This is a genomic window from Campylobacter sp. 10_1_50, from assembly GCF_000238755.1.
GTDB classification, from domain to species: Bacteria; Campylobacterota; Campylobacteria; order Campylobacterales; family Campylobacteraceae; genus Campylobacter_A; species Campylobacter_A concisus_R.
This window is the reverse complement of record NZ_JH414888.1, coordinates 619,191-634,318: the sequence shown is the minus strand read 5'-3', so window position 1 is coordinate 634,318 and position 15,128 is coordinate 619,191. Positions and strand designations below refer to the sequence as shown.

The following is a 15,128-nucleotide window of genomic DNA, read 5'->3' as shown; positions in this document are numbered from 1 at the left end:
AAATTTAAGGAGCTAGCGTGGTTAGATCATATCCTCTTGATATGCCTAGCGTGGAGTTTCGCGGACACGGCGTAACTGGCATTTACGAGATGAATGGGCGCATTGCATTTGTGCATTTTGCTTTTGGGGTGCCTAGCGAGCTAGAGATAGCTCAAAAACTAACGCCAAACTACGTGCTATTAGATACATTTTCGCGCGACTTTAGCGAACATAAAAGATCAACGCTTGCCTACAAACAAAGCGAAATTTTTATAGCTAGTAATGCGCGTTGCTACCCAGAAAATGGCTACTTCGTGCTAAATACTAGATACTACAAGGGCTATATAAACTCCCCAGCAAAGCTTATAAAGATAAGTGACGGGCTGATGAGCGAGCTTGGCGTTGCTAAGGAGCCTGTAAAAGAGATATATAACGACGCTAAAACGTATGAATTTGATGGTTTTTGCGTGCGGATGAGCTCGCCATTTATGATGGAGTGCAAAGAAATTTTGGACAGCGCAGATTTCAAAAGCGAAGCAAAAGATGAAAATTTAAACGCAAGTGCGCCACGTAAAGAGCAGGGCACAAGGATAGGCAAGACCATCTGGCGGCTAAAGCTTGGCGCATATCTCTACACGCCAGTTTGCCTGAATGATGGGGTGCTTTACTTTGGCACCGCTGGCAAGGGCGGAGATCTATACGCCGTGGATGCAAAAAGTGGCGAAGTGATGTTTAAGTTTAAAACCAGCGGCACGGAGCATTTTGTTTGGGTCGATGGTCAAATTTTGCTCGCAAACCGCAAAAATAAGCCAGTTTTGATAAGCGCTAAAGATGGCTTGCTATTAAAAGAGATAGAGTTTGAGAAATTTAGACTTAGCGCAGATCAGATCATGCTAGTAAGCGGCGGCAGGCTCTATGCTGTGGCAAATGATGGAGTTAAAATTTACGCAGTTTGCGCGAGAATTTAGCCTTGGCGAAATTTATCGCCAAAGCCACAGTAGAGATAAATTTATCTCTTCTTTTTATATCTTTTTATCGCCTCTACGATGACCTCTTCTAGGTCGTCATTTGGCTCTTTGTTCATATCATCATAGGTGTTTTCAAGGATAGTTTTTAAGTTTTTCTCAACGTAGCTAGTATCGAAAAATCCCCTTCTAAACTCCTTACTTTTGCTGATCGTTAGCAAAAATGGGATGATAGTTCGCACGCCCTCGATGGTAAATTCTTCAAGTGCTCTTTCAAGCTTATTTACAGCAAGGTCGTAGTCGGTTGCTTTGACGATCAGTTTTGCGATAAGTGAGTCGTAAAATGGCGGTATGGTGTAGTCTTTATATACGTGGCTATCGACGCGCACAGATGGGCCAAGAGCTGGGTAGTAGCCCTCGATCGTGCCTGGTGCTGGGATGAAATTTTCCCAGACATTCTCAGCCGTGATCCTTGCTTCTATCGCGTAGCCGCGTGGCTTGATGTCGCTTTGCTCGATCTCTAAAATTTCGCCAGCTGCGATCCTTATCTGCCTAACGACAAGATCATGGCCTGTGATCTCTTCAGTGATGCCGTGCTCCACTTGGATACGGGTATTCATCTCCATGAAGTAAAAGTTGTTGTAGTCATCTAGCAAAAACTCGATCGTTCCTACGTTTGAGTAGCCCACAGCCTTTGCAGCAGCCACTGCGGTCACGCCCATGATCTTTCTTAAATTTTCACTGATAGATGGACAAGGTGCGATCTCGATGATCTTTTGGTGGCGCCTTTGGATAGAGCAGTCACGCTCGCAAAGGTGGATGATGTTGCCGTAGTTATCGCCTAAAATTTGAAACTCTATGTGGCGAGGATTGACGACAAGCTTCTCCATAAAAACTTCGTCGTTGTTAAAGTATGCTTTTGCCTCTCTGGTGCACGACTCAAAGGCATCTTGCATATCTTCTTCTTGCCAGACCTCCCTGATACCACGGCCACCACCACCACCGCTTGCTTTTAAGATGACAGGGTAGCCGATGCGTCTGGCGTGCTCTTTTATGGCGTCCATGCTCTCATCATTTAGCTTTTCGGTACCTGGCACTATCGGTATGCCGTTTTTCTTCATCAGATATCTAGCGATGTTTTTATCGCCCATTTTCTTGATGACTTCAGCTTTTGGACCGATAAAGATGAGCCCAGCATCCTCAACCGCCTTTGCAAATTCGTAGTTTTCGCTTAGAAAACCGTATCCTGGGTGTATCGCGTCAGCCCCGCACTCTTTAGCAAGCTTTACGATAGCTTTGGCGTCAAGATAGCCCTTGATCGGATCTTCGCCCACTTGATAGGCCTCATCAGCGATCCTTACATGCAAGCACTCGCTGTCTGGTGCTGTGTAAATTCCTACGCTTTGGATGTGTAAATCCCTACAAGCTCTGACTATCCTAACTGCGATCTCACCACGATTTGCGATAAGAATTTTATGTATCATAGGCTATCCTTTTTGAGTTTTTCTTATCATATAACTATTCGTTTTATTTTTAGATAAATTTGTTAAGTCTGGTTTTAAAATTTGAGTGCAAAGGCTAAATTTACACTCAAATTTCTTTATTTGCTGATGATTTGCGGGAAAGGTGTGGCTAGGGCTTTTTTGCTAAAGTCTTGCGACTCGATCGTGAAATTTGTAGCAAATCTTTGAATGCCCTCTTTTTTATAAGCACGCCTTTGGATGGTAAAAAGGACTAAAATCCCACCTTGTTTGGTGTAGCGATATATCGAGTGCTCGGCTGTTGGCACGCCATTTAGGTTTGAAAATATCGTGATATCAAGATAAATTTCATTTGCGAGCGAGCCCTTTTTATAAGCCACTTTTAGCCCTTTTGCTTTTAGCTCTTTTAGATCATTTATCTTTTGCTCGACCGCTTGCTCTGGCGTAGCGTCAAATTTAAGGGTATTTAGCGAGAGCATGTAGCTAAAACTATCTAGCTTCTCGCCAGGGAGTAAGTACTCCTGCGTGAATAAATTTGGCACAGGTTTGGCTGAGCCTGCTAGCGAGTAGAGTCTGTTGTCAAATTTTATCTGCATCGGCTCAAAGTACTGAGTAGCTGCGAGCAAGAGCGCTGGCAAAGCGATAAATGCTAAAAATTTCTTCATCAAATTCCTTTAAAATGGATTTACTATCATTACCCAGATGATGATGAGCATCGCAATAGTTGGCACTTCGTTGTAAGCTCTAAAGAAGATGCCACTTTTGTTACAGCGTTTCTCTTTGAGCTGCTTCATGTAGCGTCCAAGGTCTAGGTGATAGATAGCCATTAAGATGACAACTAAAATTTTGACATGGATGTGGCCAGTTTTTATAAGATCAGGCATCGCAATAAGTATCAATATACCAGTGACAAATGAGCCGATGAGTGCGACCCAGCCGATATAGTGATACATCTTATACTCCATCACCTCAACCACTTTTACAAAGTCAGGTTTGTCCATGTTTTCTACGTGATAAACGTAGAGCCTTGGCTGATAAAACAGCACTGCCATCCACGAGATGAAAAACAAATAGTGGAGGTATTTTAAGTAAAGATAATATTCTGCCATAACGTCTCCTTATCTAAAAAGTATCTCTTTTCTAGCTTCAAATTCAGCCTTGCTGATCGCACCACTCTCAAAAAGCTCGTAAAGCCTTTTTAAGTCGTCCTCTTTATCTTTTAGTTTTAGTCTCTCTTTTAGCTCGACTTTTTGTAAATTTTTTTCAACATAAGCGCCAACTAAAAATGCATCGATAAGCCACCAAATGCCCCAAATTATTAAAAATGGTATGCCTATAATGAAATAAAACGTAGAGTAGCCAACGAAAAATAGTCCCATCATCAAAAAGCCAGTGATAAATTTACCAAGGTAAATTCTATGCACCCCAAGCCAGCCAGTAAGTAGCCAAAGCGCGTATGCGACGTAGATATTATTTCCCACTCTCTCTCCTTTTTCTAAAACTTTGCCAAAGTATCATCACGACGCAAAGATCGATCATCACATCAGCGAAGTTAAAGACTGCAAAGTTAAACCACTTATGCCAAAAGACGTAATCCACGACGCCGCCATGGATAAATCTATCTGTGATATTTGAGCTGCCAGCTCCTAGCAAAGCTCCAAGCCAAACGGCATGTGAGCAAAGCAGTTTTTTTTCAACGACTAGATAGACAAAAACACCTAAAATGAGAGCTATCTGGATAAATTTAAGCCACTCATCTAAAAAGGCAAACATCGAAAATGCAACGCCCTTATTATATGTAAGAACTAGCGAGAAAAACTCGCCCTCCCACGAAAAACCATCTATAAATATCATCTTTATCGCTTGATCAACGATAAAAATGAGAAAAAACGCGATGAAAAATTTAACTAAGCTTTTACGCATTTAGGGCTTTTACAAAAAATTTCTCAACTTCATCCATGCGTTTTTCAACTAAAGTTTGATTTTTACCCTCAAGCAAAAGTCTGATCAAATTTTCAGTGCCAGAGTATCTAAAGAGCGATCTTATGCCCTCTTTTGCAAGGCTAGCCTCAAGCTCTTTTAGCCCCTCTATCTTATCAAGCGGCTTTTTCTCTGTGATCTTTAAATTTAGCAAAATTTGAGGATACGGCTTTAGCTCACCAAAAATTTCACTAGCTTTTTTGCCTTTTTTAAGCATCATAGCAACTACTTGCATCGAAGTAACAAGGCCGTCTCCAGTCTTGGCGTAGTCGTTAAATATGACGTGGCCGCTTTGCTCGCCACCAAAATTTATGCCATTTTCTTTCATCATCTCAAGCACGTATTTATCGCCTACATTTGAGCGAAGTAGTTTGATCTTGTGAGCTTTTAGATAGTCATCAAGTGCGGCGTTACTCATCACCGTAGCCACGATGGCTCCACCTTTTAGCGCCTTTTGCTCGTGTAAAAATGCTGCAAGTGAGCCAAGTATCGCATCTCCATGCACAACTTCGCCGTTTTCATCGACAACGACAAGTCTATCAGCATCGCCGTCAAATGCAAAGCCGATGTCAGCACGAAGCCTTTTTACCTCGCTCGCTAGATCTTCTGGGTGAAGTGCGCCGCAGTTTTGGTTGATGTTGCTACCATTTGGCTCGTTGTTTATGACGATGACATCAGCTCCAAGCTCGCTAAATACAGTTGGTGCGACCTTGTAAGCAGCTCCGTTTGCCACATCTAAAACTACTCGTAAATTCTTTAAATTTAACTCTTTTGGGAATGAATTTTTGATCTGCACGATATATCTGCCGATAACATCGTCGATCCTCTTGTTTGCACCGATCTCTGTCATCGTTTTTTGGGCATTTGCGATGAGCTCGTCGTCGTAGAAGATTTTCTCTATTTCAGCTTCTATTTTTTCATCAAGCTTGTTGCCAAAGCTATCAAAAAATTTGATGCCGTTATCGTAGTATGGGTTGTGTGAGGCGCTTATCATTATGCCAGCATCACAGCGCATATTTTCTGTTAAAAATGCGATTGCAGGCGTTGGCATAGGGCCTATTTGAAGGACGTTGTAGCCAACTGCAGTTAGCCCTGCAACGATGGCGGTTTCTATCATATAGCCGCTTTTTCTAGTATCTTTTCCAACCAAAATCACATTTGTCGCTGAGGTCTTTCTAAAGTAAATTCCAGCAGCCATTGCAAGGCGCATAGATGTTTGAGCTGAAAGCTTTTCGCCAGCCTTACCACGAACTCCGTCTGTTCCAAAAAGTTTCATCAATTTATCCTTTTTATTATAAAATGGTGCTATTTTATCAGAAATTATCAAATTTAAAATCTAAAATTTTATTTGTTTTAAAACAGACTTAAATTCAGTTACAATTAAATATATTTTTCATATAATCACGGACTAAAATTATCAAAAAAGGTATATTATGGCAAACCATAAATCTGCTGAAAAAAGAGCTAGACAAACTATAAAAAGAACTGAGAGAAACAGATTTTACCGCACTAGACTTAAAAATATCACAAAAGCAGTGCGTGTAGCTGTAGAAGCTAAAGATATTGAAGCTGCAAATGAAGCTTTAAAAGTTGCTAACAAAAGCATCCACAGCTTCGTAAGTAGAGGCTTTTTGAAGAAACAAACTGCTGCTCGTCGCGTTAGTCGCCTTGCTCAATTAGTAAATACTCTAAAAGCTGCTTAATCTATTAAATTTTAATGTTTGCTGATAAACTTCATCCATTTTTGGATCGCTATGATGAAATTTCTACGCTTCTAAGCGATCCAAATATAGCAAACGATATCGAAAAGATGACAAAGCTCTCAAAAGAGCAATCATCCATCGAACCAGTCGCAACTGCTGCAAAAAAATATCTACAAATTCTAAACGATATCGAAGAGAATAAAGCCCTACTTGAGGACTCTGAGCTTGGCGAACTTGCAAAAGATGAGCTTAAAAATTTAGAAATTTCAAGAGAGAAGCTTGAAGAAGAGATTAAAATTTTACTTCTTCCAAAAGATCCAAACGATGATAAAAATATATTTTTAGAAATTCGCGCAGGCACTGGTGGTGACGAGGCTGCACTATTTGTTGGGGATCTTTTTAACGCTTACATCAGATATGCAGAGCTTCGTGGATATAAATTTGAGATCGTTAGCCAAAGCGAGGGCAACACTGGCGGCTTTAAAGAGATCATCGTGCTCATAAAGGGCAAAGGTGCTTACTCTAGGCTAAAATTTGAAGGTGGCACACATAGGGTTCAGCGAGTGCCAGAGACTGAGAGTCAGGGCAGGGTGCACACCTCGGCTGTGACTGTGGCTATCATGCCAGAGGTTGAAGACAGCGAGATCGAGATCAATCCAAATGATATAAGAGTTGATGTTATGAGAAGCTCGGGTCACGGTGGTCAGTCAGTAAATACAACTGATAGTGCCGTTAGAATCACGCACATACCAACTGGACTTGTTGTCACAAACCAAGATGGCAAGAGCCAGCACAAAAACAAAGAAGCTGCGATGAAGGTGCTAAAAGCTAGACTTTACGAGATGCAAGAGCAAGAGAGACTTGCTAAAGAGACTAGCGAGCGCAAGAGTCAAGTCGGCACTGGAGACCGCTCAGGCAGGATAAGAACTTATAACTATCCGCAAAACCGCATAAGCGATCACCGCATAAATTTAACACTTTACCGCCTTGATGCGATCATGGCTGCAGGATTATTTGACGAGATCATCGAGCCGCTTATCACTCACTATCAAGCAGAAGCGATGCTTGAAGCTGGCATTTAAGCGCAAAATTTATAAATTCTCAACAAGTCATTAAAAATCAAAAATCTACAAACTAAGATCTAAAATCATCTGATCTTGAAACGATCTTATTTTGTCTGTTTTATAATAAAAAATAATATTTATTCATATATTTTTCAAAAATAATTTAAATTAAATTTTTAGATTTTAGTTCATTTAATGCGATATTTTGGGCTTTGGTAAATTATAAATCTTTACTTGTGATATTAAAAAATTTTATTGATTGATCATAAGTTCGCATTAATAATAATACTCTATAATACCCAAACATTAAATCAAAATAAGGAGAAAATATGTCACTAAGTGCAAGAAATCAACTAAATGTTGAGATATCAGAAGTAAGAACAGGTGCGGTAAATTCGCTAATAGCTGGCAAACTAGCAGGTGGTGAAGTACTAAAAGCAACTATTACAGTTGATAGTGAGAAAGCTCTTGATCTTAAAGTTGGCAAAAAAGCTATATTTTTATTCAAAGCTTCAAGCGTTATCGTTTCAAAAGACGATAGCATCAAGCTTAGCGCAACAAATCAAATCAAAGGCGTCGTTAGCGAGATAAAAGACGGCGCTGTAAATGCTGAGGTTATCATCGACGCAAATGGCAGCAAAATTTCAGCTATCATCACAAGAGAGTCAGTTCATAACTTAGCTTTAAAAGCAGGCGACAAAGTAACTGCTATCATCAAAGCAACTCAAATCATAGTTGGTGTTAAATAATTTCTCGGGGCAAATTTGCTCCGATCCTCTAGTTAAATTAATTTCTAAACTTAAGTAAATATCTAAAATCAAATCCTAAAATTTCTCATAAATTTTTCAAAATACAAAATTTAATTAATACTTATTTTTTGTAAATTTAAAAATAAAATCTCCAAATTTTATACTAAATTTACTTTAATTGCCTATATAGCGTAAATATAAAGTCAAATTTGAATGAATATAACCCCGTTAAATATTACCAAACTACGCCCCACTCGTAATTAGCTTTAATAAAAATTTAATTATAAAAATTAAATTGCAAATTTTAATAAATTACCCTATAATGCTTAATAGCAATTATCTTATTTCAAAGGAGAGAGCATGAAAAATTCAGTTTTATCTAGAAGAGATTTTGTGAAATTTAGCGCTATCGGAGCCACAGCGCTTGGCATGGGCGCTACAAATTTAATGGCCAGCCCAATGAACGAAAAAGATGTCAAATGGGACGAAGAGTATGACGTAGTCATCATCGGCTCAGGCTTTGCAGCTCTTGCTGCTGGTGTCACATCAGCCAAAAAAGGCAACAAAGTCGTTCTGATCGAAAAGATGGGCCGCACAGGTGGTAACTCTGTCATCAACGGCGGAATTTTTGCCGTTCCAAATAGCGACATGCAAAAGAAAGCTGGCATAAAAGATAGCACAGAGCTATTTATCAAAGACTGCTTGAAAGCAGGTCGCGGCATCAACCACGTTGATCTTTTGGCAAAGATCGGCGAGAGAGCGCAAGATGCTTACAAACTCACACTTGATTGTGGTGCAAAATATATCGATCAGATCACTCACGCAGGTGGTCACTCAGTGCCAAGAAGCCTTCAAACAGAGGTCGGCAGCGGCGCTGGCATCGTGCTTCCTATGACTGCGACATTTGAAAAGTTAGAAGGCGCATCGATCAAAAAAAGGACAAAATTTGATGATTTTGTCTTTGATGACAAGGGTGCAGTTGTGGGCGTCATCGTTAGAGAAAACTACAAATTTGATGGCAATTTGATGAGTGACGACGTCGAAAACAAAGGCGGCGATACAAAATATATAAAAGCTAAAAAGGGCGTTGTACTAGCAGCTGGTGGCTTTTGTAGAGATAAAATTTTTAGACGCCTTCAAGATCCAAGGATCACACCTGAGACAGACTCAACAAACCAACCAGGCTCAACAGCTGGCGCGCTTTTAGCGGCATTTAGAGCGGGCGCTTATCCAGTTCAGCCAAGCTGGATCCAGTATGGCCCTTGGGGATGTGCCGATGAGACAGGCTTTGGCGTGGGATCGATGTTTAACGTAAATGGCGCTTTTCCGTTTGGAATTTCAGTCAATCCAAGAACTGGCAAACGCTACATGAACGAGCTAGCTGACCGCAGGACAAGAACTGAAGCGATGTTTAAAGTCATCCACGAAAAAGGCGAAGATGATAAAAACTTCCCTATCAACTTCTGCGACTCAAGAGCTCTTCCTCACATGCTCCCAGCTCACTATGAAAAGGCTATCGCAGCTGGAATTTGCAAGAAATTTGACACACTTGATGCTTTGGCAGCTGAGTATAAGATCCCAGTTGATGAGCTCAAAAAAACGGTCGCAAGATACAACGAATTTGTCAAAAAAGGCGTTGATGAGGACTTTGGTAAGCCAGTTGTTGCGACTACGACAAAGGGCATTGATATCTCAGTTCCGCCATTTTACGCAGAGCGTGGCACGCCAAAAGTTCACCACACAATGGGCGGCCTAAATATCAACACAAAAGCCCAAGTCATGAACTCTCAAACAGCTATGCCTATACCAAATTTATATGCAGCTGGCGAGATCACAGGTGGCGTTCACGGAGCCAGCCGTCTAGGATCAGTGGCTATTACTGATTGCTTGACATTTGGCATGATCGCTGCTGAGACTATCGGCTAAAACTACTAGTGGCAGGCATTTGCTTGCCACTATAAATTTTTAAATCTATAAACCCCGTTTTTTACTCGCTCGAAAATTTTCTTCTCTTCAAGTAGCTTAAACGTGCTTATCACGGTTGGTTTGCTAACATTTAGCTTTTCGCAAATGTCTGAAATTTTAAGCATGATAAAGCCATTTTCATCGCTTAGCTCGCAAAGTAAATTTATGATCTCTACCTTTTTCTCGCCAAGAAGCGCTTTGTAAATTTGCTCTTTCACGCTAGCCCCAAATTTTATAACACACAGCTACGCACCAAAGCGCGCCACATAAGAAATTTGCGATCATCACGGCCGCACTTCCAGCGTCCTTTGCCGCCTTTGCTAGGGCGTGATAGTCTGGGCTTGCAAGATCAGTCACTCGCTCTAGACCTGAGTTTAAGCACTCGCAAACTAGCACAAATGCCATGCTAAAGATCAAAAATAGGTTAAAAATAAGATCAAATTTCCAAAAAAATAGCGATATCGTAGCTATCAAAAATATGCAAATTTCTATGCGAAAGCTCTTTTCGTTTTTAAAAATTTCAGCAAAACCCTCTCTTGCGTAGCCAAAATTTTTTAAAAATTTATACTCTGGCTGGTTTCTCATAACTTTCCTTTTTGTGATTTTTGGCATAATTATAATTAAAAAAAGGATGAAATTTGAAACTTATTAGCTGGAACGTAAATGGGCTGCGCGCAGTTGTGGCAAAAGATGGCTTTAGTTGGCTTGATGAGGTTAGGCCTGATTTTTTGGGACTGCAAGAGATCAAGGTCAAAGAGGATGACGTGCCAAAAGAAATTTACAACCTTGGCTTTAAAGATATCAGTGTAAATTCAGGCGCAAGGGCTGGCTACTCTGGTGTGATGAGCCTTGCTAAATTTGACGTGCAAACGCAAAAGGCGGCTTTTTTTGACGACACAGAGGGGCGAGTTTTGGAGCATAAATTTGATGATATCGTGCTTTTTAACATCTACTTTCCAAACGGCCAAAAGGACGACGAGAGACTAGCTTACAAGATGGACTTTTACGAGAAATTTCTAGCTTACTGTAAAGAGCTTGTAAGAAGCGGCAAAGAGGTGATATTTTGCGGCGATGTAAATACCGCTCACCGCGAGATCGACCTGAAAAATCCAAAGGCAAATGCCAAAACTTCAGGCTTTTTGCCTATCGAGCGCGCGTGGATAGATGAGGTGCTAAAAAGTGGCTTTATAGATACCTTTAGAGCCGTAAATGGCGACGTTGCGGACGCCTACTCGTGGTGGAGCTACCGCTTTAACGCAAGGGCGAAAAACGTCGGCTGGAGGATTGATTATTTCTTCATTTCACAGGGGCTAAAAGATAGGCTAAAAGACGCCTTTATCTTGCCAGAGATCGCTGGTAGCGACCACTGCCCAGTTGGCATAGAGATAGAAATTTAGAGCACGCCCTCTTCAAGCAGGTGGGTGATGAGGATTTTAAAGCCTAGAAATATAAGTATCGCTCCGCCTAAAAAAAGTGCCTTTTTCTCTAAAATTTCACCCATAAATTTACCGATGTAAAAGGCGGCTAGGCTTAGCACGAAGCAGACTACGCCGATGATGAGCGCACTTTTAAATATACTAACCGCTTCAAAGCTAAGCGTGACACCAACGGCGAGTGCGTCGATACTCGTGGCAAATGCACCCACAAAAATAGTCTTAATATCCATGCTTAATGACTCGCCAACCTCGCTGCTACAGGCCTCTTTTAGCATTTTAAAGCCAAGAAAACAAAGTATAAAAAATGCGATGAAGTGATCAATGGAGCTTATAAATTTAGCAAAGCTAATGCCCAGAAAATAGCCAAGAAGCGGCATGAGAAACTGAAAAAAGCCAAGCATAAAAGCGATAAATAAAATTTTGCCAAAGCCAAGGCTTTTATACCTTGCGCCGTTTGCCATATTTAGAGCTGCGCTATCCATGCTAAGAGCGAAGCTAAGAAGTAAAAGCTGCATAAATTCCCTTTAAAAAAAGAGCAAATTTTAGTGCAAAAATATTAAATTTATTTTAAGCGTTTAGATATTTTTTGTATGATTTTGCTTTAAATTTAAAAAAGGAGAGAATATGAAAAGATCTCTTGTTATACTTTGTGGCGCGCTTGCTTTAAATTTACAAGCCGCAAGCATGGATGATATGATAAATAAAGGCGTGAAAATCGCCACTCACGCATCAAGTGGCGACTATAAAAGCTTAGTTAGCGAGGCACTAAATGCCGCTGTGAGCGAGCTTTCAAAAGAGGGTTTTATAAACAACGCCACAGCTAAAATCCCGCTTCCAAAAAGCCTTGAAATGGCGTCAAATTTAGCCAAAAAAGTGGGCGGTGAGAAGTGGGCGCAAGACCTTAGCAAGTCGATAAACAACGCTGCGACCACGGCCGTGCCAAAGGCTGCTGAAATTTTTAGCGAGAGCATAAAAAATATGAGCGAAGCTGATGTCAAAAAGCTCTTTAATGGCGGCAGTGATAGCGTTACGAAGTATTTAGAGAAAAGCTCCAGCCAAAAGCTAAAGGCGGCATTTACGCCGATAATTGAAAAAATGATGAGTGATAATAGCTTTGCGACTGCCTATAATGGGCTAAATTCTTTCATCGGCGGCTCAGCAAAAAACAACGAAACGATAAAATCAGTCAAAAGCCTAGCTAAAAATTTAGGCGCAAGCGAATATGTGCCAGATGAGAGCGAGGATCTAAACGCCTATATCACGAGAAAGACGCTAGATGGGCTATTTAACGTGATGAGCGAGAAGGAGAAGGGGCTAAGAAGCGGCTTTAACCTAGATAGCGGTAAAAAGGTGCTTGACTCGATCTTTAAATGAGAAATTTAAGCGCTCAAAACAAAGCCGACATCGCTCTTATCGTAGTTGCCGTCGTTTGGGGCGCTACGTTTTTACCCATGGCAAATGCGCTAAAGACAAATGGCGTCTTTGTCATGCTTTTTTGCCGGTTTTTTCTCTCGGCCATCTTTATGGGCTTTGTCGCGCTTAAATTTACTAAGAAATTTGACAAAAAAAGCGTCATTTACGGGCTTATCCTTGGATCGGTGCTCTTTTTATCATTTGCCACGCAAACTTACGCTCTAAAGCTCACTTTTAGCTCGAGCGTCGCTTTTATCACGGGACTTGAGTGCGTGATAGTGCCTTTTATGGCGGCTATCTTTTTTAAAAATAAGATAACCATTTTTGCCATTTTGGGCGCTATGATCGCTATTTTTGGGCTTTGGCTCTTAAGTGGCGCCACGCTAGCACTTGGGAGCGGCGAGGCACTAGCGCTTGTATGCGCGATATTTTACGCGCTTTATACTACGCTAAATGGCCACTTTGTAAGAAAGAGCGAGCTTTATTTGCTTGTCTTTGTGGTCTTTCTTACAAATGCCCTGCTTTCGCTTGTTTTTGCGCTTTTTCAGGGCAGTATCGTGCCAAAATTTGATAGGGAATTTTTCATAGCGATATTTATCACGACTGTGATTGGCACCATATTTTGCTACTTTGTACAAACGATCGCTCAAAGATATACGACTGCTAGCAAGGCAGCCTTGTTTTTCTGCCTAGAGCCAGTCTCTGCTGGGCTAATTGGCTATTTTATTGCTAGCGAGCTACTTAACATCTGGCAAATTTTTGGAGCCATGCTCATCATCTTTGGCGTCATTTTTAGCGAATTTGGCAAGCAAATTTGCTCTAAATTTAAGCTCTAAAAGACAAAAAGCTTCATCTGTGAGTCAATTTTCTCATCTATAAACTCGCCCTCAAATCTCTCTTTTAACATCGCTAAAACCGTCTTTTCATCGTAGTTTTTAGCTCCGTTTATCTCAAGGTGCCAGCAGATATTTTCAGCTGCTTCTTGCACGCTTCGTCTAGCGATCCTAGTTTCGTTTAAAATTTCACTCTTAAAAGCGATGCCTTGCTCATTTAGCCATACTTCAAGCCTACCTACTACGTTTTTTTGAGAGAGCACTCGGCCAAATTTTTCAAAAAATGGCTCAAGCAGATCAGAGCTTCTAGGCTTGTCCCAGCCAAGATAGAGCTTTTGTTTGGCGCAGTTTTGAAATTTAGCAAAATCTTCATCGCTCACAATGGCCGGGCTCATCGTGCAAATGGCGATATCAAAGAGCCTTGCTGGCTTAAATTCTCTCCACGAGCAAACCTCGCTGGTTAAATTTGTCACGCCAAATCTCTTTGCGTCCTCGTTTAAAATTTCTATCATCTTTTCTGAGCTATCGATGCCTGTTATATGCTTAGCCGTTTTTGATAAAAATATGCTCCAAACACCCGTGCCACAGCCGATATCAAGGATATCTTTGCTACTAAAATCAACTCCCCAAGCCAAGGCTTTTCCATAAATTTGCTGCTGGATAGCGCTGATCTTGCCGTCAAATCTTTGGTAGTTTGACGCCTTTTTATCCCATAAATTTTGCATTTTAGCTCCTCTTTTTGGTTATAATTTTAGCAAAAAAGGTCAAAAATGAGAGATTTTATATATCGCGTTATCATCCCGCCACAAGCCATCGACATGCACGGACATATGAATAATGTCTATTATTTCACGCTTATGCAAGAGGCTGCATTTGCCCACTCTGCCGCTGTTGGCGACACGGTTGAGGCGCAGTATAAAAGAGGTGAAATTTGGCTCATTAGAAAAAATGAAGCAAAATATATAAAAAGCGCAAAGCTGATGGATGAGATAGAAATTCACACCTACACGCAAACTGAAGGCAAGGCGACATCTTGCAGATATTTTGAGTTTAAAAAGGATGGCGAGCTAATAGCAACTGGCAAGACAGAGTTTGTCTATATCGATCTAAAGACAAACCGCCCAAAAGCTATCCCGGCTGAGATCATCGCGCTTTACTCGTGATCGCACTCGTCGCAAACGCCCTTTATCACGGCGCTTTTTATATTTTTAGCGACGCTTAGGTGGGGCATATCGATGTTTGTCACCTTGTGGCAGATGTCGCAGATGAAGTAGGCTTTGGCCTCATTTGCTAGCTCGTAGTAGCTCTTGTGGTTGTTTTCGGTTTTTATCACGAGATTTTCTTTTTCAAAAATTTCCATACTTCTATAAAAGGTCGTCTTGTTTGCGTCAAGAATTTGCAAAATTTCGTCGTAGCTTAGCGGTGCTTTGGCGTTTTGCAAAATTTCAACGAGCTTTATGCGAAGCGTCGTAGCCTTGATATTGCGCTCTTCTAAGAAATTTCTCGCGTTCATCTTTGCCCTTTTCATTTTTCGTATATTAACGCTAAAAGATTTAAACT

20 protein-coding genes are annotated in these 15,128 nt (G+C 40.9%); 9 read left to right on the top strand and 11 right to left on the bottom strand.

From position 1 onward, the window contains the following. Positions 1-17 precede the first annotated feature (17 nt). A complete protein-coding gene (locus HMPREF1019_RS07485; RefSeq protein ID WP_009295099.1) occupies positions 18-947 on the top strand; it encodes an outer membrane protein assembly factor BamB family protein in 930 nt (309 codons plus the stop codon). 41 nt (positions 948-988) lie between these two features. Here HMPREF1019_RS07485 and HMPREF1019_RS07480 read toward each other — a convergent pair whose 3' ends face one another. From HMPREF1019_RS07480 to glmM, 6 genes are all read right to left on the bottom strand, one after another. Next, positions 989-2,428 carry an acetyl-CoA carboxylase subunit A gene (locus HMPREF1019_RS07480; RefSeq protein WP_004317286.1) on the bottom strand — a complete coding sequence of 480 codons (1,440 nt, stop codon included), beginning with the start codon at positions 2,426-2,428 and terminating at the stop codon, positions 989-991. A gap of 116 nt (positions 2,429-2,544) precedes the next feature. Next, a complete protein-coding gene (locus tag HMPREF1019_RS07475) occupies positions 2,545-3,090 on the bottom strand; it encodes a hypothetical protein (RefSeq protein WP_009295098.1) in 546 nt (181 codons plus the stop codon). Positions 3,091-3,099: 9 nt separating this feature from the next. Beyond that, positions 3,100-3,534 carry a CopD family protein gene (locus HMPREF1019_RS07470; RefSeq protein WP_004317437.1) on the bottom strand — a complete coding sequence of 145 codons (435 nt, stop codon included), beginning with the start codon at positions 3,532-3,534 and terminating at the stop codon, positions 3,100-3,102. Positions 3,535-3,543: 9 nt separating this feature from the next. Next, positions 3,544-3,906 (bottom strand): NINE protein, encoded by a 363-nt coding sequence (locus HMPREF1019_RS07465; protein WP_009295097.1) that lies wholly within the window; start codon positions 3,904-3,906, stop codon positions 3,544-3,546. Further along, positions 3,896-4,348 carry a signal peptidase II gene (gene lspA, locus HMPREF1019_RS07460; protein WP_009295096.1) on the bottom strand — a complete coding sequence of 151 codons (453 nt, stop codon included), beginning with the start codon at positions 4,346-4,348 and terminating at the stop codon, positions 3,896-3,898. Before lspA ends, HMPREF1019_RS07465 begins: the two co-directional genes overlap by 11 nt. Further along, positions 4,341-5,681: a phosphoglucosamine mutase gene (gene glmM, locus HMPREF1019_RS07455; RefSeq protein WP_009295095.1), complete on the bottom strand. Its 1,341-nt coding sequence runs from the start codon at positions 5,679-5,681 to the stop codon at positions 4,341-4,343. The genes lspA and glmM overlap by 8 nt, the downstream gene beginning before the upstream one ends. Positions 5,682-5,838: 157 nt before the next feature. On the opposite strand from glmM, the gene rpsT reads away from it, so the two are divergent. The 4 genes from rpsT to HMPREF1019_RS07435 all read left to right on the top strand — a co-directional run bounded on the left by rpsT (position 5,839) and on the right by HMPREF1019_RS07435 (position 9,847). Continuing rightward, a complete protein-coding gene (gene rpsT, locus HMPREF1019_RS07450; RefSeq protein WP_009295094.1) occupies positions 5,839-6,108 on the top strand; it encodes a 30S ribosomal protein S20 in 270 nt (89 codons plus the stop codon). 14 nt (positions 6,109-6,122) lie between these two features. Continuing rightward, on the top strand, positions 6,123-7,190 hold the full coding sequence (gene prfA / locus HMPREF1019_RS07445; protein WP_004317452.1) for a peptide chain release factor 1: 1,068 nt from the start codon (positions 6,123-6,125) through the stop codon (positions 7,188-7,190). A gap of 311 nt (positions 7,191-7,501) precedes the next feature. Next, entirely contained in the window at positions 7,502-7,921 is a 420-nt protein-coding gene (locus tag HMPREF1019_RS07440; protein ID WP_009295093.1) for a TOBE domain-containing protein, read from the top strand. Between the two features lie 360 nt (positions 7,922-8,281). Beyond that, positions 8,282-9,847 carry a flavocytochrome c gene (locus HMPREF1019_RS07435; RefSeq protein ID WP_009295092.1) on the top strand — a complete coding sequence of 522 codons (1,566 nt, stop codon included), beginning with the start codon at positions 8,282-8,284 and terminating at the stop codon, positions 9,845-9,847. Between the two features lie 29 nt (positions 9,848-9,876). Here the strand turns inward: HMPREF1019_RS07435 and HMPREF1019_RS07430 are convergent, their stop codons facing one another. Together HMPREF1019_RS07430 and HMPREF1019_RS07425 are read right to left on the bottom strand one after the other, a co-directional pair. After that, a complete protein-coding gene (locus HMPREF1019_RS07430) occupies positions 9,877-10,104 on the bottom strand; it encodes a replication/maintenance protein RepL (RefSeq protein WP_009295091.1) in 228 nt (75 codons plus the stop codon). 1 nt (position 10,105) lies between these two features. Further along, positions 10,106-10,471, bottom strand: a complete 366-nt coding sequence (locus HMPREF1019_RS07425; protein WP_009295090.1) for a diacylglycerol kinase — start codon at positions 10,469-10,471, stop codon at positions 10,106-10,108. A 53-nt stretch (positions 10,472-10,524) separates the two neighbouring features. On the opposite strand from HMPREF1019_RS07425, the gene HMPREF1019_RS07420 reads away from it, so the two are divergent. Beyond that, complete coding sequence (locus tag HMPREF1019_RS07420) at positions 10,525-11,283, top strand: exodeoxyribonuclease III (protein WP_009295089.1); 759 nt, start codon at positions 10,525-10,527, stop codon at positions 11,281-11,283. On the opposite strand, the gene HMPREF1019_RS07415 is transcribed toward HMPREF1019_RS07420, so the two are convergent. Continuing rightward, positions 11,280-11,837, bottom strand: a complete 558-nt coding sequence (locus tag HMPREF1019_RS07415) for a manganese efflux pump MntP (protein WP_009295088.1) — start codon at positions 11,835-11,837, stop codon at positions 11,280-11,282. The two genes, HMPREF1019_RS07420 and HMPREF1019_RS07415, sit on opposite strands and share 4 nt — an antisense overlap. A 109-nt stretch (positions 11,838-11,946) precedes the next feature. Between HMPREF1019_RS07415 and HMPREF1019_RS07410 the strand changes: the two genes are divergently transcribed. Both HMPREF1019_RS07410 and HMPREF1019_RS07405 read left to right on the top strand, forming a co-directional pair. After that, positions 11,947-12,696, top strand: coding sequence for a DUF4197 domain-containing protein (locus tag HMPREF1019_RS07410; RefSeq protein WP_009295087.1), 750 nt, complete (start codon positions 11,947-11,949; stop codon positions 12,694-12,696). After that, positions 12,693-13,571, top strand: coding sequence for a DMT family transporter (locus tag HMPREF1019_RS07405; RefSeq protein WP_009295086.1), 879 nt, complete (start codon positions 12,693-12,695; stop codon positions 13,569-13,571). The genes HMPREF1019_RS07410 and HMPREF1019_RS07405 overlap by 4 nt, the downstream gene beginning before the upstream one ends. On the opposite strand, the gene HMPREF1019_RS07400 is transcribed toward HMPREF1019_RS07405, so the two are convergent. After that, the gene (locus HMPREF1019_RS07400) at positions 13,568-14,293 is read right to left on the bottom strand and encodes a class I SAM-dependent methyltransferase (protein WP_009295085.1); all 726 of its coding nucleotides are present in this window, start codon (positions 14,291-14,293) and stop codon (positions 13,568-13,570) included. The genes HMPREF1019_RS07405 and HMPREF1019_RS07400 overlap by 4 nt on opposite strands. A gap of 45 nt (positions 14,294-14,338) precedes the next feature. Here HMPREF1019_RS07400 and HMPREF1019_RS07395 point away from each other — a divergent pair, with 45 nt between their 5' ends. After that, positions 14,339-14,731 carry an acyl-CoA thioesterase gene (locus HMPREF1019_RS07395; protein WP_009295084.1) on the top strand — a complete coding sequence of 131 codons (393 nt, stop codon included), beginning with the start codon at positions 14,339-14,341 and terminating at the stop codon, positions 14,729-14,731. Here the strand turns inward: HMPREF1019_RS07395 and HMPREF1019_RS07390 are convergent. After that, on the bottom strand, positions 14,722-15,081 hold the full coding sequence (locus tag HMPREF1019_RS07390) for a Fur family transcriptional regulator (protein ID WP_009295083.1): 360 nt from the start codon (positions 15,079-15,081) through the stop codon (positions 14,722-14,724). The two genes, HMPREF1019_RS07395 and HMPREF1019_RS07390, sit on opposite strands and share 10 nt — an antisense overlap. Between the last annotated feature and the right edge of the window lie 47 nt (positions 15,082-15,128).

What these genes read in the sequence shown, in the direction of transcription:
- HMPREF1019_RS07410 (WP_009295087.1), top strand. Translation starts at nt 11,947, where the DNA reads ATGAAAAGATCTCTTGTTATACTTTGTGGCGCGCTTGCTTTAAATTTA.
- HMPREF1019_RS07390 (WP_009295083.1), bottom strand. Translation starts at nt 15,081, where the DNA reads ATGAACGCGAGAAATTTCTTAGAAGAGCGCAATATCAAGGCTACGACG.
- HMPREF1019_RS07395 (WP_009295084.1), top strand. Translation starts at nt 14,339, where the DNA reads ATGAGAGATTTTATATATCGCGTTATCATCCCGCCACAAGCCATCGAC.
- HMPREF1019_RS07475 (WP_009295098.1), bottom strand. Translation starts at nt 3,090, where the DNA reads ATGAAGAAATTTTTAGCATTTATCGCTTTGCCAGCGCTCTTGCTCGCA.
- HMPREF1019_RS07440 (WP_009295093.1), top strand. Translation starts at nt 7,502, where the DNA reads ATGTCACTAAGTGCAAGAAATCAACTAAATGTTGAGATATCAGAAGTA.
- HMPREF1019_RS07405 (WP_009295086.1), top strand. Translation starts at nt 12,693, where the DNA reads ATGAGAAATTTAAGCGCTCAAAACAAAGCCGACATCGCTCTTATCGTA.
- prfA (WP_004317452.1), top strand. Translation starts at nt 6,123, where the DNA reads ATGTTTGCTGATAAACTTCATCCATTTTTGGATCGCTATGATGAAATT.
- lspA (WP_009295096.1), bottom strand. Translation starts at nt 4,348, where the DNA reads ATGCGTAAAAGCTTAGTTAAATTTTTCATCGCGTTTTTTCTCATTTTT.
- HMPREF1019_RS07480 (WP_004317286.1), bottom strand. Translation starts at nt 2,428, where the DNA reads ATGATACATAAAATTCTTATCGCAAATCGTGGTGAGATCGCAGTTAGG.
- HMPREF1019_RS07470 (WP_004317437.1), bottom strand. Translation starts at nt 3,534, where the DNA reads ATGGCAGAATATTATCTTTACTTAAAATACCTCCACTATTTGTTTTTC.
- HMPREF1019_RS07400 (WP_009295085.1), bottom strand. Translation starts at nt 14,293, where the DNA reads ATGCAAAATTTATGGGATAAAAAGGCGTCAAACTACCAAAGATTTGAC.
- rpsT (WP_009295094.1), top strand. Translation starts at nt 5,839, where the DNA reads ATGGCAAACCATAAATCTGCTGAAAAAAGAGCTAGACAAACTATAAAA.
- HMPREF1019_RS07415 (WP_009295088.1), bottom strand. Translation starts at nt 11,837, where the DNA reads ATGCAGCTTTTACTTCTTAGCTTCGCTCTTAGCATGGATAGCGCAGCT.
- HMPREF1019_RS07435 (WP_009295092.1), top strand. Translation starts at nt 8,282, where the DNA reads ATGAAAAATTCAGTTTTATCTAGAAGAGATTTTGTGAAATTTAGCGCT.
- glmM (WP_009295095.1), bottom strand. Translation starts at nt 5,681, where the DNA reads ATGAAACTTTTTGGAACAGACGGAGTTCGTGGTAAGGCTGGCGAAAAG.
- HMPREF1019_RS07425 (WP_009295090.1), bottom strand. Translation starts at nt 10,471, where the DNA reads ATGAGAAACCAGCCAGAGTATAAATTTTTAAAAAATTTTGGCTACGCA.